We start from the raw sequence: 18,536 nt of genomic DNA on the forward strand, positions 1-18,536 counted from the left end.
GAATCTTCGGCCTGTCTGCCGTCGCGGGCCCGCTGCTGGGCGGCCTGTTCGTCGACCACCTGACGTGGCCGTGGGCGTTCTACATCAACATCCCGGTCGGTATCGCGGCGTTCATCATCGCCCTCGTCGCGCTGCAGCTGCCGAACAAGCGCGCGACCAAGCGGATCGACTGGCTCGGTGTCGTGTTCCTGTCGGCGGCGACGACCTGCCTCATCCTCTTCACCGACCTCGGCGGCGACAACGATTTCGGCTGGGCATCGCTGGCCACCTGGGCCTGGGGCCTCGGGATGGTGGTCGCCATCGCGCTGTTCATCTTCACGGAGTCGCGCGCGGCCGACCCGATCATGCCGCTGTCGATGTTCCGCAACCCGATCTTCATCAACGCGACCGCCATCGGGCTGGCGCTCGGCATCGGCATGTTCGCCGCGATCGGCTTCGTCCCCACGTTCCTGCAGATGTCGTCCGGCACCTCGGCCGCCGCATCCGGTCTGCTGATGCTGCCCATGATGGTGGGCCTGCTCGGCACCTCGATCGCCTCGGGTCTCGCCATCACGAAGACCGGCCGGTACCGGATGTATCCGATCCTCGGCACGATCGTCACCGGCATCGCCATGGTGTGCATGACGTCCCTCGAGGCATCCACCCCGATCTGGCTGATCTGCGTGTACCTGTTCATCTTCGGCGCGGGTCTCGGCCTCATCATGCAGGTCGTCGTCCTGGTGGTGCAGAACGCGGTGCCCGCCGCGGAGATCGGCACCGCAACCAGTACGAACAACTACTTCCGAGAGGTGGGCGCGGCGCTTGGCACCGCCGTGTTCGGCACCCTGTTCACCAGCCGGCTCAGTGAGAATCTCACGGATGTGTTCACGAGCGCCGGGGCCAGCCCGACGGATGCGGCGAACGCCACCGCCACACTTGACCCGGAGAAGCTGAACCAGCTGCCCGAGGCGATCCACACCGGCGTCGTGGACGCGTACGCCGACGCCCTGGCGCCGGTGTTCTGGTACTTGATCCCGTTCATCGTCATCGCGTTCGTGCTGGCACTGTTCCTGAAGCAGATCCCGCTGTCGGACGTCTCCGGCCTCGTCGCGCGCGGCGAGGCGATCGGTGGCGAGGAGGCGGAGCGGCTGGAGGCCGAGCAGCGCGCCGCGGCCGCGAAACCGCACCCCGCGGACCCTCGCCCCGCGGCCCCGCACTCCGCCACCCGTGACACGGCGACGGAGGATGATGGCGCACATGAGGAACGCACGGAACCCGCCGACCGCTGAGGAACGAGAAGGCCGCGCGGAGCGGCTGAAGGAGAGGATCTACCTCACCTTCACCGCTCTCGCGGTCCTGCTCGCCCTCGGCGCACACGGTCATGTCAGCGCGGGTGAGGCCCTCCGCACCCTCGCGGTGACCGTGCTGGGGATGCTGCTGGCGATCCTGGTCGCCGACGTCGTGTCACACATGGTGGTGCACGAGCGAGCGATGGTCCCGGCCGAGTACCGGCACGCGCTGGCCACGAGCTTCGGGGCTCTGGGGGCGCTCGTGATCCCGTTCGTCTTCCTCACGCTCTCCGCCTTCGGGCTGTGGCAGATCGAGGGGGCGCTGCGCGGCGCCGTCGTCGCTCTCGTCGTGGCGCTGATCGTGATCGGGCTGTCCGCCATCCGACGACTGCGGTTGCGGTGGTGGCAGCGTCTGATCGCGCTCGGCGCGGAAGCGGTGGTGGGGATCGCGGTCATCGGACTGCAGATCCTCGCACACGGCTGAACCGGGTCAGCGGGCGTCCGCGAGCCGCTGCACCGCCGTGGGCAGGTCGAGCACCTGCGCGATCTCGACCGCACGGTCGGCACGCGGTCCGAGCAGCACCACGTGGACCCGACCCACGACGTCGATGAACCCGAGGGTGCGGTCCTCGCAGCACACGGCGTACCCGTCGAACCCGGTGCGCTCCAGGCGCAGGTCGGCCGGCGCGTCGATCGGGAGAGGCAGCGAGATCGGTTCGGTGGGCGGGAACGCATCGATGTCCGGGAGAGAGGCCAGGGGCGCCGCGTAGACCATCGGAGGCTCCGTTCTGCGTGAGGGGATGCTCCGATTGTCCCGGGCGGTGATATCCGGCGACCGGCCCTTTCCTCCGCGCCCGCGACGTGCTACTCGGGCGACCTACACGTAGGCGCGTTCGTAGGCGCCGGGAACCAGGGCGGTGCCGACTCCCAGTTCCCGCGCCGCGTTGATCGCGAAGTTCGGGTCGCGCAGCATCTGGCGGCCGGCGAGCACCACGTCGGCCTGCCCGGTGACGAGCACCTGCTCGGCCTGCGCGGCATGGTCGATCATCCCGACCGCTGCCACCGGTGTCCCCGTCGCGGCGCGCACCGCCGCAGCGAACGGCACCTGGTAGCCGGGACCCGTGGGGATGCGGGCGAGCGCATTCCCCCCGCTGGAGATGTCGAACATGTCCGCCCCGTGCGCGGCCGCCCAGCCGGCGACGATCTCGGTCTCGGCCAGTGTCCATCCGTGCTCGACCCAATCGGTGGCGGAGAACCGCACCAGCAGCGGCACCTCCTCACCGATCTCCGCACGGACGGCGTCGATCACCTCGAGGAGGAGCCGCGCCCGGTTCTCCAATGGCCCACCGTAGCGGTCCGTGCGGCGGTTGCTCAGCGGGGAGAGGAATTCGTGCAGCAGGTAGCCGTGCGCAGCGTGGACCTCGAGCAGGTCGAATCCGGCGTCGACCGCCCGGCGAGCCGATGCGGCGAACGCTGTGACGACGGCCTCGATACCCGCCGCATCCAGCTCGTCCGGCGTCGCCAGTCCCTCGAACGCGACGGGGCTGGGCGCCACCGGTCGCCAGCCGCCGTCAGCCTCCGGGACGGTGCCCGTCGCCGATTCGCCGAACGGCCGATACGTGGAGGCCTTCCGGCCCGCGTGGGCGAGCTGGATCCCCGCGGCCGCGCCCTGTCCGTGGATGAAGTCCACGATCGGCCGGAACGCCTCGCGCTGCGCGTCGTTCCACAGTCCCAGATCCTGCGGGCTGATCCGCCCCTCCGGGACGACGGCGGTGGCCTCCGCGATGACGGCGCCCGCGCCGCCACGGGCGAGCGCGCCCAGATGCACGAGGTGCCAGTCCGTGGGCATCCCGTCCTGCGCGAGCGCCGAGTACTGGCACATCGGCGGCGCCCAGAGGCGGTTGCGCACCTCCACAGCGCGCAGGGTGATGGGGGTGAACAGCAGGCGCGCACGAGCGCTGGACATAACGTCTCCTCGAGGGGGGTGGGGGGGTCAGACGGCCAAGCGGCGCAGGTAGGCGTTCTCGAAGCGGCGCTCCGGATCGAGCCGATCACGCAGCTCCCAGAAGTCTCGCCAGCGGGGATACCGCTCACGCAGCGCACCCGCATCCAGGGTGAACAGTTTGCCCCAGTGCGGCCGGGCGGATTCCGGCAGGGCCGCCTCGATGTGCGGTAGCAGCGCTCGCACCGCGGGCTCATCGGGCACCCAGGTGAAGTGGATCCCGACGGTGTCCCGACCGTACGCCCCGCTCAGCCACAGGTCGTCGGCGGCGACGGTGCGCACCTCGCAGATCTGCAGCAGCGGGGAGACCCGGTCGGCGAGCGCACGGATCGCCTCGATCGCCGCGACCGCATCGGTGCGATCCACGAGGTATTCACTCTGCAGCTCGGCACCCGCAGACGGGGTGAAAGCGAGGCGGAAATGCGGCAGCCGCTCGAACCATGGGCCGGCGACGCCGCCCTGCTCGGTCGCGGGGGCGGGATCGGCGCCGGGGATCGGATGCCGCGGCCCATCGGCCGGCCGCGCGCCGACCGCGGCGGGGTCGAGTCCCCGGTCTCCCGCACGGGACTTCGTCCAGATCTGGTCGATCGCATCGGGGTCACGCCAGGTGGTGAACAGGCTCACGCTGCTCGCGGCGGAGGTGACCGCATCCAGGTCCCCCAGGATGAGGTCCCACGCGCCGCCGTCGAACACCCGCTGCGCCACATCGAAGGTCGGTTCCACCTCGACCTCGAGATGGGTGACGATCCCGAGTGCGCCGAGGGCAACGACCGCCCCGGCGAAGTCATGCTCGCCGCGGGCGAGGCGACGGGGCGTGCCGTCCGGCGCGATCATCTCGATCGCCGCGATGTGACCGGCCAGCGAACGTGCCGCGTCTCCCGAGCCGTGGGTACCGGTCTGCACCGCGCCGCCGATGGAGATGTGCGGCAGGGAGGCGAGGTTGCGGAAGGCGACGCCCGCCGCGTGCAACGACGGGGCGACGTCGCCGTAGCGGGCACCCGCGGGAAGCCGCACCACGCGACGCCCATCCAGCAGGAAGCCCTCACCGGCCAAGGCCCGCAGCGAGACCAGGACCCCGTCGGTGTCGGCGATGTCGTTGAAACAGTGCCGGGACCCGAGCACCCGCAGCCGGGGCGCCCGACGCACCAGGTCGGTGAGTTCGGCGAGCGACGCCGGTTCGACGAGACGGCGAGCCGAATAGGCGAGGTTACCGGCCCAGTTCCGACCGACCGCAGGGGCGTCCCGCGTCACACCGACGACCGGCGACGGACGGGGTCGACCGGCGCGCCCGGTCCGGCGGGGAAGGTCTGCACGGTTCGATCGTAGCCACCGCATCCCGTCGGCGGTCGGAAATCACCCGGGGACGACGAGATCCCCGGTCTGCGCGGCATCATCGAGCAGAGCGCGGGCGGTGTCCTCGTCGATGTCGAGGGCGAGCGCGAGCTCGGCGCCCAGGGATGCCCGCACCTCGCGGAGGATGTCGCGCTCCGCACCGGCGTGCGGTTCCGCGCCGGACGAGCGGACGATGTCGCGCAAGACACCGGCCTTCGCCTCCGGCGTGCCCAGGCTGAGCCGCTCGTGGTAGGCCTTGAGACGGCGCGACCACTGCTTCTCCACCGGCTCGGCCGGCAGGCGCAGCAGTACCAGGAGGTCCTCGATCTGCTCGGCGTTCAGGAGCGGACGCAGGCCCACGTCGTCGGCCTTCTCGACCGGGACGCTGATGTGCAGTCCACCGCCCAGCACCTCGATCTCCAGGTACTCGACAACGGCACCGCGAACGGTGCGGGACTTCCGTTCCCGGATGGTCATGGGTCCGTGAACGGGATGGGCGATGGTCTGACCGGCGATGAAGCGCATCTGAAACCTCGTTCTGCGTCTGCGAAGCTCCGTCGACACTGCCTGGGTCCGGCCCGGCAGCGGAGCGGCGGCCCGATCGAGGAAGGCCGCACACGTCGCGATCGTCGCGTCTGACGCAGGAGCGACGGAACGGCGATTGCGACGGAGTACCTTCATTTTACCGCGTCTTTTCGCGGCAAGGGCGGCCTACTCCGCGAGGCTCAGCTGAGCAGACCACCCATCTGCTTCGCGATCAGGCGGGTCGCGAACTTCGGGTTGAGCCGCGAGAGCCGGTCCATCATCGCCGCGTCCGATCCAATGGTCGCGCGGAACCGGCCCTTGACGATCGCGTCGACGATGACGCGCCCCGCCTCCACCGGGCTGGTCATCTTGAACGAGGAGGCATCCGCCGTGGCGTCGCCCGCGATGGCGACTCCCGAGTTCGTGGCGATGTCGGTCCCGATCGCGCCCGGGTAGATGACGGTGACGGCGACCGACGTGCCCAACAGCTCGGCGTAGAGGGCCTCGGTGAGCAACATCACCGCCGCCTTCGAGGCGCCGTACACCGCCTGCCCCGGCACCGGCGCATAGGCGCCCATGCTCGCGACGTTGACCAGCGCGGCGGCGGGCCGCTCGGTGAGCAACGGCAGGAAGGTCTTGCACATGGTCACCACGCCCCAGAAGTTGACGTTCATGACCTTCTCGATCTCCTCGTAGGGCAGATCGATCACCTTCACGAACTTCTGGATGATCCCCGCGACGTTCACGACAGCGTCGACCTGCCCGTGGGCGGCGATGACGGCCGCCGGCAGCTGCTCCACCGCGGCGCGATCGGTGATGTTCACCACGTGTGTGGAGAACGCGGGCACGTCGCCGGCGAGCTCCGCGGTGCGGGCGAGACCCGCCTCGTTCAGATCGACGCCCGCGACCGAGCCGCCGCCTGCGAGTAGCTGAAGAGTGACCTCCCGTCCGATGCCGTTGCCGGCACCGGTGACGACGAAGACCTTGCCTGTGACATCCATGGTTCCCCCCGACCGGGCCGACGATCGGCTCCGTGGCTCATCCAAGCAGGTCCGCTGGTCCGGCGTCAGCCCCCGGACGCCAGCATTTCCCGCAGCGTGCGGGCATTGCGCACCGCATGCCCCTCGCCGTCGTTGTCGAAGTACACCCGGACCTCGTGTCCCGCGCCCTCCCACTCCCGGATACGATCGCGCCACCAGCGCAGATCGTCGTCGGAGTAGGAGCCGGCGTACAGCGTGTGCGGGTCCGGCCCGTGGAGCCGGGCGTAGACCAGGGAGGACGTCGCTCGCAACTCGCAGGGCAGCCCGGCGCCGCTCATGACGCAGGAGGCTGCGTCGTGGCGGGCGAGGATATCGAACACGGCCTCATCGACCCAGGACGGATGGCGGAGCTCCATCACCGGGTGGAGACCGTCGGGGACCGCGTCGAGGAAGGAGTCCAGCCTCGCATCGTCGCGCGCCATGTCGGGCGGCAGCTGCACCAGGAGGGGTCCACGGTGCGGGCCGAGTGCGTCCGTCGAGGTGCGGATGCGGTCGAGCCAGACAGCTGGGTCGGCGAGCCGCTTACCGTGACTCAGCCCCCGCGGCGCCTTCACCGCGATCGAGAACCCCGGTGGCACGCGATCCGCCCACGCGGTGAAGCGCTCCGTCGAGGGCCAGCGGTAGAAGCTGCCGTTGAGTTCCACCGTGTCGAACTCCGCGGCGTAACGCTCGAGCCACCGCGCGGACGGCACCCCCTCGTAGAGGACGTGCCGCCAGTGCGGGTACGTCCAGCCGGAGGTACCGATCCGAGCCATCCGCCGCGTCAGACCTGGTAGCCCTGGTGCCGGCGGAAGAGCTTCGTGAACATGAGCAGCGTCTGCAGCACCGTGACCACACCGACGATAGGCCAGCCGACCCACAGAATGGAGGACTGCACGACCGGTCCCAGCAGGTTCCAGATGATGGCCATCGCGATCATCACGATCACCAGCATCACCAGTGGCACCCAGTGGCCGAACGAGCCACCACCGCGCTCCGCTTTGGCCTGCATGGCCCAGTTGTCGACCTTCTTCTTCGACAGGAAGCGGGTCCACGATCGCAGGAAGTGGCTGATGCGGATCCACATGAAGACCTCGGCCGGGAAGATCAGCACCGCGAACAGGATGTCGCGATTGTCCCGCGCCTTCATCGTCATCGCGATGCGGAGGTTCAGCAGCGCTGCGGCCGCCACCGGGATCAACCACACCGGCGAGAAGACGAACGCGTTGATCGAGAGCGAACCGGCGAGCAGGATGATGAAGGCCACGCGCACGAAGAAGTTCGTCAGCATGCCGAAGTTCTCGAACCAGCGCAGGCGAAGGTTCGGGTGGAACGGCTGACCCTTCGTGTCGCCGCGCTGCCCGGGCCACATCAGCTCGATCGCGCCGTAGGTCCACTTCACCTGCTGCGCGTCGTACCCCTTCAGGGTCGTCATGCCCCCCACGTTGGCGCGGGCGTACGGGCTGATCTTGGTCAGGTAGCCCGCGCTCTTGATCTGCAGCGAGAGGAGCGAGTCCTCCACCTCGCTGTCCTTCACCCACGGCGTGGTCTGGTGGTTGGCCTTCATGGCGTCGCGCAGTGCGTTGGTGGAGAAGATCGAGAACTGGCCGCCGAGCACGGCCATGTTGCGGCCGCGCAGCAGGTTCTGCAGGTTGAACGCGGCGAACTGGGTGCGCTGCCCGGCGATGAGGAACTTGGCGACGAGGCCCTTGATCGGCTTGTCGTCGATCGTGAAGATGGCGGAGATGCCGCCGATGCGGGAGTCGCTGACCGCCTCGGTCTCGAGGTACTCCACCGCCTTGGGGTCTGCGACGGTGTCGCCGTCGACGCCGAGGAGGAAGTCGCATCCCTCAACGAGGGAGTAGCCGTAGTTGAGGGCGCCGACCTTCTTGTCCGGGTTCTTGCCGATGTCGTGCACGAACACCTCGGTGAACTGCTCGCCGAGCTCCGTGACGATCTCGTGGGGGCCGGCGTATTCCGCGGCGATCTTCGCCGTGTCGTCCGTGGTGTTGTTGATCACGACGTGGATGACGTCGGGCACGCGGGTCTGCCGGAGGAGCCCCTCGATCACGTCGGCGATCGATTCGGCCTCGTTGTACGCGGGAATGACGCAGCCGATGGTCGAGCGGTGGAGGTTGGTGTTCTCCAGCACCGCCATGAAGTCCTCTTCGAAGGCGGGAGCGTCCGCGAAGGGGTCCTGAATCGGCCGTGCGGGCTCGAGGGCCTGGTACGGCGGGTAGGTCATTCGCGGATCGGACATGGCGACTCACATCTGGGTCTGGCGAGGAAGCAACCCCGCTCGCGGAACCGAAGACACCGACGGTCACCGGTGCTGTTACCTAGAGTGCTCTACCCCGCGCAAGGTTGCCGCTGTTCTCGTCCCGTCGAAACGCAAGATTTACGCAAGATTTCTCGCCGCCTCCCGCGCGGAGGTCAGCCATGCGGGAGTTCTGAACCCGCGCCCAGGACCGTCAGTCGGCGTAGATCGCGATCGGCAGGTACTGGTAGATGACCTGCTGCTGGAACGACGAGTCGGTGTTGGGAGTGCCCTCCACCGCGACCGTGAACGCGAACTCCAGCGTGAGCCCGTAGGTGTCCGCAGGCAGCTGGTGAATCGTCTGCCCTTCGATGAGCAGCCCGCCCTGGAAGTGGTTGATCAGCAGCCCCTGGTCGGAGCGGAGCGTGTCCGTGGGCACGAGGGTGCGCGGGTCGGCCGTGAACTGGTACGGGGTCTGTGTCTGCCCGGAGGTCTGCGCGGTCTGCGCGGTGATCTTCACGGACGAGATGTAGACGCGACGTTTCTCCGCGAGCACGGCCTTGTCATCCACCCGGTTGTCGAACACGTTGATCGCGAACCCGAATGTCTTGTCGGTGTTCGGCGTCCACTGCTGCGTGCGCTTCGGATCCTCGGCCCACACGTCCAGGTGCACCACCAGGTCGTCGGCGACGTCGCTGGTCAGCGAAACGGAACCGTCGTAGGTGAACTGCGAGTTGAATACCAGGGATGCCGACGGGGAAGGCGCGGGGGTCGATACGATCCCCGTCTCCTTGCCCTGGAGGTTGTTGAAGGCGTCGACGATCTGGGTGCATCCGCTGAGGGCGGTGGTGCCGAGCAGGGCGAGCGCAGCGGTGGCGGCGATACGCCGGAGGCGGCGGCCGGTGGGTCGAGTGTGCACGGGTCCACTCCTCGTGGGATCCGCCGCGGGGCGGAAGGATGTCGCGGGCCGGGGCCTGCGGATTCGGGTGTGCCGTCGCATTGGCGGAAAAGTCAGGGATGGCGGCGAAAGTATACTTCAGGTTCGACGAAGTCGCCTGCATACCGACCGGGAACGCTCGCCCCGCTCCTGTACGGCGGACTGCCGGTGCGTCACCGCCGGGGTGTCATTCCTCGGTGTCCGTCGCCGGCTGGGCGATCGCGACCACCAGGGTGTCCGTGGCGGTCTGCTTGGCGTACTCCGTCGACTCCGGGGTCGTCTGCACCAGGAAGTCGTAGGTGAACTGCACCGTCACGAACGTCGCCTCCGCAGGCAGATCCCCCACGTTGAACGTCTGCGAGTAGCTGTAGGGCGAAAGGACGAGATAGCCCGGTGCCACGGACGACTGGTCGACCTGCGGGGAGAGCGGATCGAACGAGGTCGTGGCATTACCGGGCACGGCCACCATCGTCGCCTTCTGCAGGTACACCTTCTGCCCGTCGTTGGGCGTGATCGTGGTGACCATGGACAGGCTGATCGGCTTCAGCGCCGTGGCCGTCCACCGGTCCATCGACAGCGTCGACCAATAGTTGATCGCGGCACTCACCGCCCCCGCCGACACCTCGCGCTGGGTGGATCCGCTGGACAGGTCGTTGGAGACCGGGGCGGGCACCGGTGACCGCCGCGTCGCCGTGGGGGTCGGGGTGGGGTCGGGGCCGCCGCCGTTCCAGGGCGCCGGACCGCATCCGCTCAGGGCGGACAGAGCGAGGATCGCCACCACCGCACGGGCGGTCCTGACTGCCTTGCGGTGCGCCATCGTGATCCCCTCGGTCGTCGCGCCAGTCTAGTGCGGCCCGCCACGGGTCCATGCGTAGAGTGAAGTCGTGACCGCCTCCTCCCCGCCGCGATCCCCTCTCCCCCGCCGTGTTCGCCGCGCCGGGACCGTGGTCGTCTGGGTGCTCATCGGCACTCTCGTCCTGGTCGCCCTCGCCGCTGTGTGGATCGGCGTCCGTGGGTTCCTCGCCGCGGGTCACCTCCGCGACGCACAGCAGTCCGCGACGAGCCTCGTCTCCTCGATGGCCGATCCCGCGACCGCTGCTGCCTCGGTCCCCGCGATCGCCGAAGACACCGCCGCCGCGCGGGCGCTGACCAGCGACCCGGTATGGCGTGCAGCATCGCTGGTGCCCTGGATCGGCGCACAGCTGGATGCGGTCGGCACCGCCATCGCGGCGGTGGACGATGTCGTGACCACCGCGGTCTCCCCTCTCGCCACCTCCACCTCCGGGTTCTCGCTGGCGGCATTGCAGCCCGTCGATGGTCGCTTCGACCTGGCAGCCCTCGCCGAGGTGCAGGAACCCGCCGCGGCCGCGGCGGCCGGCACCGCGACGGCGCTGGCATCCGTGGACGACATCGCCACCGGGACGCTGCTGGCTCCGCTGGCCGCCCAGATCACCGAGGTCCGCGACCTGCTCGACACCGCCCACATCGCCACCGATGCGCTCAGCCGGGCAACCGCACTCATGCCGGCCATGCTGGGCGCGGACGGCCCGCGGAACTACCTGGTCCTGTTCCAGAACAACGCCGAGTGGAGATCCCTCGGCGGGATCGTCGGGGCGACCGCGATGATCCACACCGAGGACGGCGCCCTGTCGCTGGTCGGGCAGGCATCATCCGGCGACTTCACGCAGTACGCCCAATCGGTGCTCCCCCTCAGCGACGAACTGACGGCCCTGTACGACGAGAAGCCGGGACGTTACATCCAGAACGTCACTCAGGTGCCGTCCTTCCCCGTGGCCGGACAGCTGGCGCAGGAGATGTGGGCACGGGACAGCGGCACCCGGGTCGACGGGGTGCTGGCCCTCGACCCCGTCGCACTGTCGTACCTGCTGCGAGCCACCGGCCCCATCACGCTCAGCACCGGCGACGTCCTCACCAGCGACAACGCCACCGCACTTCTTCTCAACGAGGTGTACCAGCGATACCAGCGCCCGGCCGACCAGGACGCCTTCTTCCAAACGGCGGCGGCGGCGGTTTTTGATGCCCTCGCGGCCGGCAGCGCGAACTCTTCCGACCTCGTCACCGCCCTGGCGCAGGCCGGCAGCGAGAACCGCATCCTGCTGTGGAATGCCGACCCCGCGCAACAGGCGATCCTCGACGGCACGACCCTGCAGGGGCTCGGGCCGGTCACCGACGCCGAGCACACCGCCTTCGGCGTCTACGTGAACGACGGCACCGGCTCGAAGATGGACTATTACACCCACCTCGACGTCGGCGTCGGCTGGTGCACGGACACCGAGGGTGGCCCGGATGCGGCCCTGACCGTGACGGTGCGCAGCGACGCCCCGGCCGACGCCGCATCCCTGCCGTCGTACATCACCGGTGGCGGGGGGAACGGCATCACGCCGGGGGTGACCCGCACGGTCGCTTACCTCTACCTGCCCGCGGGAAGCGAGCTGGTCTTCTCCTCGTCCGAGGGGCCGTCCGACGCGCCCGGTTTCGGGACCGGAACCGACGGGGGACGCACCGTGCTCACCTGGACCACCGACCTCACCCCGGGCACCGAGGCGACCGCGCGCATCCGGGTGCGCACCCCGTCGACGCCCGAGCTGAGCGCACAGGTCACCCCTGTCCTTCCCGACAACGGCGGCACGATTGTCGCTTCCTGTTCATCTGCGGGATAATCCATTCGACCGGGTTTCCCCCCACCCGGACGAATGGATGACGTATGCCGCATTGGCTCACGCGTGTCGGCGCGACCCTGCTCCTTGCCTCCGCGGCATTGTTCGCCACCGCACTGCCCGCCCAGGCGTATCCGCCCGATGATGCGGTCAGCGTCTCCCGCGCGTCCATCGACCCGGGTGGTTCGGTCGAACTCGCCGTCGACGACGACACGTTCGCACCCGGGGAGCAGCTGACCATCACGGTGCGCGGCGAGAACGCCTCGGAGGTCACCTTCGGCCTCATCCGCACCGCCGTGGAGACGAATACCTACATCGGTGCGCGGGCGAACGCGTCCGGGGGCCTTGACCCGCTCTCGGTGACGTTCCCTGCGAATGCCGCGGGCGCCTACACGATCGCGGTGTTCTCCGCCTCCTCCCCCGGCGACACGGTGACCGTGACCGTCGGGTCGCTGTCGGTCACGGGGTTCAGCTCCCAGTCCCTGCTTGGGCTGTGGGTGGGAGGCGGCGCGCTCGTCCTCGCGGGAGCCGTCGTCCTCATCGCGGCCCTCGTCGCGCGCCGACGCCGGGAAGCCGACGCCGCCTGATCCGGATCAGCCGGCGAGCCGGTGGGCGCTCTCTTCGACGCTCGCCGTGACCAGGATCGGCAGGTGGTCGCTGAGGCCCTGCGGCAGGGTGCGGACCGCCTCGATGTCGAATCCGGCCGAGGTGACGAAGTCGTAGTGCCCACGGAAGAAGCGGTACCGGGTGTAGGTGCGGGCGTCGCTGAGGGTCAGCTCGTAACCCTGGTCGCGCACCCGTTCCCCCAGCTTCTCCTTGAACACCGGGTAGTTGTAGTCGCCCACCATGAGCACCGGCAGGTCGGGACCCAGGTCCTGGAGCTCGGCCAGTGCGGTACGGATCTGGTGACGCCGGAGCGAATTCAGTGCCGTCAGCGGAGCGGCGTGGAAGGAGGCGACGATGAGTTCCCGGCCGGAATCGATCTCGTGCAGCCGCACGCCCAGCATCCGCTCCTCGGCGGGCTTGAGCACCCGGTCGTGCAGCGACTTCTTCAACGACATCGCCCGCACCCCGGCGAGGCGGAAGCTGCTCTCGCGGTAGTAGACGGCAAGGCCCAGGCGGTTCCGCTGCGTCGCCTCGGCGAGCCGGAGTCCGCCGAGGACCGACGGGATGTCGGTCGTGTCGGCCTCCTGCAGGCACAGCACGTCCGCGCCGTGGGCATCGACGAGCGCGGCCAGTTCGCCCGCGGCGCGGTGCTTTCGCAGGTTGTAGGAGATCGCCCTCATGATGCCTTCACCCTAGCGGCGCAGTCAGACCGAACGATGTCCTCTTGACGAACGCTCAGCGAGTCATTCCTGGTCACGGCGCGCGCGGGTCTGCTCGGCCCGCGCGCCCAGCAGATCGTCGGCGGGATACCCCACCTCGGTGAGGGTGAGGCCGCGCGCGGCGAGCACCGCGAACGCGCTGGTCCGCTGTGCGTCGTCGCGCAGCCGCGCGAGAGCCGCAGGCGCGAGCCGGCCTGCCCCGACGGCGACGCAGGCGCCCACGAGCCCACGCACCATGCTGTGGCAGAAGGCGTCAGCCTTGACGTTGGCGACGAGGATGCCCGCCTCGTCCCGCGTCCAATCGAATTCGAGCAGCGTACGGATGGTCGTGGCCTCGGGGCGGGGTTTGCAGTAGGCGGCGAAGTCGTGCAGCCCCACGAGCGACCGGGCGGCCGCATCCATCGCCGCCACGTCCAGCCGCCCCCGCGCGGTGGTCGTGCGGGCGCGCTCCAGCGGGTCGTACGCGAGGGATTCGTCCGCAACCCGGTAGGCGTAGCGCCGCCACACCGCGGCGAACCGGGCATCGAAGCCCTCGGGTGCCACCGAGACGCGATGCACCGTCGCGTCCGCGTACGCGCCCAGCACGCCGCGGATGCGGTGCGCCAGGTCCGACACCGGGTCGGCGCCCCCGCGGCGGCGGGGGGTGAGGCGTGACTCCTGCTGCGCGTCGAGGTCGAGGTGGGCGACCTGCCCGGCGGCGTGCACCCCCGCGTCGGTGCGGCCGGCGACCACGAGCCGCGGATCTCCGCCGAGGATGCGGGCGATCGCCGCTTCCAGAGTGCCCTGCACGGTCCGCAGTCCCGGCTGCCGAGCCCAGCCACGGAAGTGCGTACCGTCGTAGGCGATGTCGAGCCGGATCCGCACGCAGCCAGCCTAGCCGCGCCCCGCGTCGGCACCGCTCCACCGCCGCGGGACTCGGGAGGCGCGGAGCAACCGCACGTAGACTGGAGCCTTTCCCACCCGGTACCTCGGCAGCCCCCTCCTCGCCTGTGACACTCACTCCCCCGCGCCCCCGCTACGCCGGACTCGACGGTCTGCGTGCCATCGCGGTGACCCTCGTGATCCTCTACCACCTGTTCCCGCAGAGCTGGTTTCACGCGGGCTACGTGGGCGTCGACGTGTTCTTCGTCATCAGCGGCTTCCTCATCACCTCGCTGCTCCTCCGGGAACGCGAGACGACGGGACGCATCCGGCTCGGCCGGTTCTGGTCCCGGCGGGCGCGGCGGCTTCTGCCCGCACTCGCGCTCATGGTCACCGTGTGCGCCACCGCGGCCTGGCTGGTCGGCGGCGACGTGCTGGTGGACCTCGGGCGTCAGGTGGCGGGAGCCGCGACCTTCTCGTACAACTGGCTGGCGATCACGGCGGGAGGCGACTACTTCGCCGCCGGCGGGTCAGAGCTCTTCCGGAATCTGTGGTCCCTCGCCGTCGAGGAGCAGTTCTACCTGGTCTGGCCGCTGCTGCTCCCCCTGATCCTGCGGGTTCCGTCGCGCGTCGCTCGGAAGGGCATCGTGCTGGTCGCCGCCGCTGCGTCCGCCGGGTGGATGCTCGCGCTGACGCTCTCCGGTGGGGGCCTCACCCGCGCCTACTTCGGCACGGACTCCCACGCGTTCGGGTTGCTGCTCGGCGTGGCGCTCTCGTTCGCACTGCATCCGCTTCTGACCGAGCCACCGGCCTGGATGCACCGGCGAACGGTCCGGGCGACGACCGCGGGTGTCGGGACGGCTGCTCTCGCCGCACTCCTCGCGGTGTCCACGCTGAGGGGCGCGGGCGACGCCGCCGTGCCGGGCGCTCTCCTCGCCGCCAGCCTACTGTCCGCCCTCGTCGTAGCGGCGGGAGTGTGGCCCGGGTCGCCGCTCGGGCGCGCTCTGGACATCGCCCCGCTGCGACTCGTCGGTGAGCGCTCCTATGCCCTGTACCTGTGGCACTGGCCGATCCTCGTGCTGCTCACCGCCGCGGTGTCGGGTATCGGTGCGACCGTCGCCGTACCAACCTGGCTCGGTCTGACGGCTCTTCTGCTCACCCTCATCGCCGCGGAGACGTCGTTGCGGTTCGTGGAGACCCCCGTGCGCCGCGGAGGCTTCCGCCGCGTCACGGCGCGCATGTGGGTCGCGCTCGGGCGCTCCGCCCGCGGCCGGTTCCGCGTCATCGGCGTCACCGCGGTCTCGCTCGTCCTCCTCGGCGGCACCACCGCGGCGATCGCTGCGGCACCCGAGGTCTCCAGCGGTGAGGCCGCCGTGGATGCGGGGATGGACGCACTGAAGGCGCAACCGGCGACCGCGACCGCCATGCCGACCGATACACCGTCCGGCATGGCGACCGACGCGGCGACCACGGAGCCGGCGCCGACCGCCGACCCCGTCGTCACCGCCCCCGAACCGGTGCGCGGCGACCAGATCACCGCGGTGGGCGATTCCGTCATGCTCGCCTCTGCGCCCGTCCTGCTCGAACGTTTCCCCGGGATTCAGGTGGATGCCGCGGTCTCGCGCTCCATGTATGCCGCACCGGGAATCCTTCGGAGCCTCAAGGATGCCGGCCAGCTGCGTCCCAACGTGGTGCTCGCTCTGGGCACCAACGGTGCGATCTCACCCGACACCCTCGCCGAGGTCCACGACATCCTCGCTTCCGGTCATCGCCTCGTGCTGGTGACCGCATCCGCGCCGCGATCGTGGATCGACGGGGTGAACGCTGAACTAAACGCCTACGCCCAGGCGCATCACGATGTGCAGGTCGCGGACTGGGCCGGGGCCATCAGCGGCCACCTCGACCTCCTCGCCGGCGATCAGGTGCATCCGGGACGCGCGGGTGGCGAGATCTTCGCGGACGCGGTGGCGCAGGCGTTCCAACGCGCGCAGGAATCCGACGCCCAGCGCGACGAGATCGTCCAGCGGCTCACCGACCCGCTCCCGGCGACCGAGTAGCGCCTTCCCCGCCTTCAGGTGGCAGCATCCGCGGCATCCCCCAACCGGAGACGACGAAGCCCGCGTGGACAGCTGTCCACGCGGGCTTCGCGGTGTGGTGGTGCCGGCGTGCGGCGGCCGGAATTACTCCGACTTCTCCTCGGCGGGGGCCTCGACGGCCTCCTCCGCGGCGGCCTCAGCGGCAGCGCCCTCCTCGGGGGACTCTGCGCCCGCCTCGGTGGCGTCCTCGGCCGGGGCCTCGGTGGTCTCCTCGACGGGGGCGTCCTCGGCCGGCGCAGCGGCGGCGGGGGCCGCATCCGCCTTCTTGGCGCTCTTCGAGGCGGAGGCCTTCTTCGTCACCGGCTCGAGCACGAGCTCAATAACGGCCATAGGGGCGTTGTCGCCCTTACGGTTGCCGATCTTGGTGATGCGCGTGTAGCCGCCCTCGCGCTCGGCGACGAGCGGAGCGATCTCGCTGAACAGGATGTGCACAGCTTCCTTGTTGCTGCGCAGGACCGTCAGCACCCGGCGACGGGCGTGCAGGTCGCCGCGCTTGGCGAAGGTGATCAGACGCTCGGCCAGCGGACGCAGGCGCTTCGCCTTGGTCTCGGTGGTGGTGATCGACTTGTGGACGTACAGCGACGCGGCCAGGTTGGCCAGCATCAGACGCTCGTGGGCGGGACCGCCACCGAGGCGGGGACCCTTCGTGGGCTTAGGCATATCTCTTTACTCCAGATCGAAAAGCGTTCGGGTGCGGAACCGGATCAGACGGTCTCTTCGTCGTAGCCGCCGTAGAAGTGGGCGCCGTCGAAACCGGGCACCGAATCCTTCAGCGACAGACCGAGGGACACGAGCTTGTCGCGCACCTCGTCGACCGACTTCTGACCGAAGTTGCGGATGTTCATCAGCTGCGTCTCGGAGAGAGCGACCAGCTCGGAGACGGTGTTGATGCCCTCACGCTTCAGGCAGTTGTACGAGCGAACCGACAGATCGAGGTCTTCGATCGGCATGGACAGCTCGTTGGTGAGAACGGTCTCGACCGGCGCGGGGCCGATCTCGATGCCCTCGGCCTCGACGTTCAGCTCGCGGGCCAGGCCGAACAGCCCGGTCAGGGTGCGGCCGGCCGACGCGACGGCGTCACGGGGGACGATCGAGGACTTGGTCTCGACGTCGAGGATGAGCTTGTCGAAGTCGGTGCGCTCACCGGCACGGGTGGCGTCGACGCGGTAGCTCACCTTGAGCACGGGCGAGTAGATCGAGTCGATCGGGATCTGGCCGGCCTCGGCGTACTCGTTGCGGTTCTGGGTCGCCGAGACGTAGCCACGGCCACGCTCGATCGTCAGTTCCAGCTCGAAACGCGCGGTGTCGTTCAGGGTCGCGATGACGAGCTCGGGGTTGTGGACCTCGACACCGGCCGGAGCCGAGATGTCGGCGGCCGTGACCTCGCCCGCACCCGTCTTGCGCAGGTATGCGGTGATGGGCTCGTCGCGCTCGCTGGAGACGACCAGCTGCTTGATGTTCAGGATGATCTCGGTGACGTCTTCCTTCACACCCGGGATGGTGCTGAACTCGTGCAGCACGCCGTCGAGACGGATGCTGGTGACGGCGGCACCCGGGATGGAGGACAGGAGGCTGCGACGCAGCGCGTTGCCGATGGTGTAACCGAAGCCGGGCTCGAGCGGCTCGATGACGAACCGGCTGCGGAACTCCCCGATCTTCTCCTCGGTCAGAGTGGGACGCTGTGCGATGAGCACGATGTGTTCCTTTCGGCTAAGTGCCCGCTATATGACACTTGCAGTGGCTGAAATGTTGAGTTGTGGACGGATGCGGCGGCACGCTGCATCCGGAAGCGCACGGATGCCGGGACACCCGCACAGGGGTGTCCCGGCTCCGGGATATCAGACGCGGCGACGCTTGGGCGGGCGGCAGCCGTTGTGCGCCTGCGGGGTGACGTCCTGGATGGACCCGACCTCGAGACCGGCAGCGGTCAGCGAACGGATCGCCGTCTCGCGACCCGAACCCGGGCCCTTGACGAAGACGTCGACCTTCTTGACGCCGTGCTCCTGCGCCTGACGGGCAGCGGACTCGGCCGCCATGCCCGCGGCGTACGGGGTCGACTTGCGGGAGCCCTTGAAGCCCACACCGCCCGAGGACGCCCAGCTGATGACCGCACCCGAGGGGTCGGTGATCGAGACGATCGTGTTGTTGAACGTCGACTTGATGTGGGCGTGGCCCAACGCGATGTTCTTCTTTTCCTTGCGGCGCGGCTTGCGCGCGGCGGCCTTGGGTGCAGCCA

The 18,536-nt window shown here is 69.5% G+C and carries 19 protein-coding genes; 5 read left to right on the forward strand and 14 right to left on the reverse strand.

What is annotated here, in order from left to right; genetic code table 11:
- Positions 1-1,268: MFS transporter (locus tag NT132_RS02845; RefSeq protein WP_297784463.1), on the forward strand; the 1,268-nt coding region annotated here is incomplete at its 5' end.
- Complete coding sequence (locus NT132_RS02850; RefSeq protein WP_297784466.1) at positions 1,237-1,752, forward strand: hypothetical protein; 516 nt, start codon at positions 1,237-1,239, stop codon at positions 1,750-1,752. The genes NT132_RS02845 and NT132_RS02850, both read left to right, overlap by 32 nt.
- Positions 1,753-1,758: 6 nt before the next feature.
- Here the strand turns inward: NT132_RS02850 and NT132_RS02855 are convergent, their stop codons facing one another.
- From NT132_RS02855 to NT132_RS02895, 9 genes are all read right to left on the reverse strand, one after another.
- Entirely contained in the window at positions 1,759-2,043 is a 285-nt protein-coding gene (locus NT132_RS02855) for a hypothetical protein (RefSeq protein WP_297784469.1), read from the reverse strand.
- A 102-nt stretch (positions 2,044-2,145) separates the two neighbouring features.
- A complete protein-coding gene (locus NT132_RS02860; protein WP_297784472.1) occupies positions 2,146-3,234 on the reverse strand; it encodes an NADH:flavin oxidoreductase/NADH oxidase in 1,089 nt (362 codons plus the stop codon).
- Positions 3,235-3,261: 27 nt separating this feature from the next.
- Positions 3,262-4,521, reverse strand: coding sequence for a D-arabinono-1,4-lactone oxidase (locus NT132_RS02865; RefSeq protein ID WP_297784475.1), 1,260 nt, complete (start codon positions 4,519-4,521; stop codon positions 3,262-3,264).
- Between the two features lie 102 nt (positions 4,522-4,623).
- Complete coding sequence (locus tag NT132_RS02870) at positions 4,624-5,127, reverse strand: CarD family transcriptional regulator (RefSeq protein ID WP_297784478.1); 504 nt, start codon at positions 5,125-5,127, stop codon at positions 4,624-4,626.
- A 200-nt stretch (positions 5,128-5,327) separates the two neighbouring features.
- The gene (locus NT132_RS02875; protein WP_297784481.1) at positions 5,328-6,128 is read right to left on the reverse strand and encodes an SDR family NAD(P)-dependent oxidoreductase; all 801 of its coding nucleotides are present in this window, start codon (positions 6,126-6,128) and stop codon (positions 5,328-5,330) included.
- Between the two features lie 65 nt (positions 6,129-6,193).
- Complete coding sequence (locus NT132_RS02880) at positions 6,194-6,922, reverse strand: DUF72 domain-containing protein (protein ID WP_297784485.1); 729 nt, start codon at positions 6,920-6,922, stop codon at positions 6,194-6,196.
- 8 nt (positions 6,923-6,930) lie between these two features.
- The gene (locus NT132_RS02885; protein ID WP_297784488.1) at positions 6,931-8,391 is read right to left on the reverse strand and encodes a glycosyltransferase; all 1,461 of its coding nucleotides are present in this window, start codon (positions 8,389-8,391) and stop codon (positions 6,931-6,933) included.
- A 226-nt stretch (positions 8,392-8,617) separates the two neighbouring features.
- Positions 8,618-9,322 (reverse strand): fructose 1,6-bisphosphatase, encoded by a 705-nt coding sequence (locus NT132_RS02890; protein ID WP_297784490.1) that lies wholly within the window; start codon positions 9,320-9,322, stop codon positions 8,618-8,620.
- Between the two features lie 205 nt (positions 9,323-9,527).
- On the reverse strand, positions 9,528-10,118 hold the full coding sequence (locus NT132_RS02895; protein ID WP_297784492.1) for a hypothetical protein: 591 nt from the start codon (positions 10,116-10,118) through the stop codon (positions 9,528-9,530).
- 106 nt (positions 10,119-10,224) lie between these two features.
- Here NT132_RS02895 and NT132_RS02900 point away from each other — a divergent pair, with 106 nt between their 5' ends.
- Both NT132_RS02900 and NT132_RS02905 read left to right on the forward strand, forming a co-directional pair.
- The gene (locus tag NT132_RS02900) at positions 10,225-12,021 is read left to right on the forward strand and encodes a DUF4012 domain-containing protein (protein ID WP_297784494.1); all 1,797 of its coding nucleotides are present in this window, start codon (positions 10,225-10,227) and stop codon (positions 12,019-12,021) included.
- A gap of 44 nt (positions 12,022-12,065) precedes the next feature.
- Complete coding sequence (locus tag NT132_RS02905) at positions 12,066-12,605, forward strand: cell wall protein (RefSeq protein WP_297784497.1); 540 nt, start codon at positions 12,066-12,068, stop codon at positions 12,603-12,605.
- 6 nt (positions 12,606-12,611) lie between these two features.
- On the opposite strand, the gene NT132_RS02910 is transcribed toward NT132_RS02905, so the two are convergent.
- On the reverse strand, positions 12,612-13,304 hold the full coding sequence (locus tag NT132_RS02910) for an endonuclease/exonuclease/phosphatase family protein (RefSeq protein ID WP_297784500.1): 693 nt from the start codon (positions 13,302-13,304) through the stop codon (positions 12,612-12,614).
- Between the two features lie 63 nt (positions 13,305-13,367).
- Positions 13,368-14,207 (reverse strand): tRNA pseudouridine(38-40) synthase TruA, encoded by an 840-nt coding sequence (gene truA / locus NT132_RS02915; protein WP_297784503.1) that lies wholly within the window; start codon positions 14,205-14,207, stop codon positions 13,368-13,370.
- A gap of 125 nt (positions 14,208-14,332) precedes the next feature.
- On the opposite strand from truA, the gene NT132_RS02920 reads away from it, so the two are divergent.
- Entirely contained in the window at positions 14,333-16,261 is a 1,929-nt protein-coding gene (locus NT132_RS02920; protein ID WP_297784506.1) for an acyltransferase family protein, read from the forward strand.
- A 123-nt stretch (positions 16,262-16,384) separates the two neighbouring features.
- On the opposite strand, the gene rplQ is transcribed toward NT132_RS02920, so the two are convergent.
- The 3 genes from rplQ to rpsK all read right to left on the reverse strand — a co-directional run.
- Entirely contained in the window at positions 16,385-16,960 is a 576-nt protein-coding gene (gene rplQ, locus NT132_RS02925) for a 50S ribosomal protein L17 (RefSeq protein ID WP_297784509.1), read from the reverse strand.
- 44 nt (positions 16,961-17,004) lie between these two features.
- A complete protein-coding gene (locus NT132_RS02930) occupies positions 17,005-17,994 on the reverse strand; it encodes a DNA-directed RNA polymerase subunit alpha (RefSeq protein ID WP_297784512.1) in 990 nt (329 codons plus the stop codon).
- A 144-nt stretch (positions 17,995-18,138) separates the two neighbouring features.
- On the reverse strand, positions 18,139-18,536 hold a 398-nt coding region (rpsK, locus tag NT132_RS02935), incomplete at its 5' end, for a 30S ribosomal protein S11 (RefSeq protein ID WP_297784516.1).

It is taken from the genome of Microbacterium sp. (genome assembly GCF_026393345.1).
Classification (GTDB): domain Bacteria; phylum Actinomycetota; class Actinomycetes; order Actinomycetales; family Microbacteriaceae; genus Microbacterium.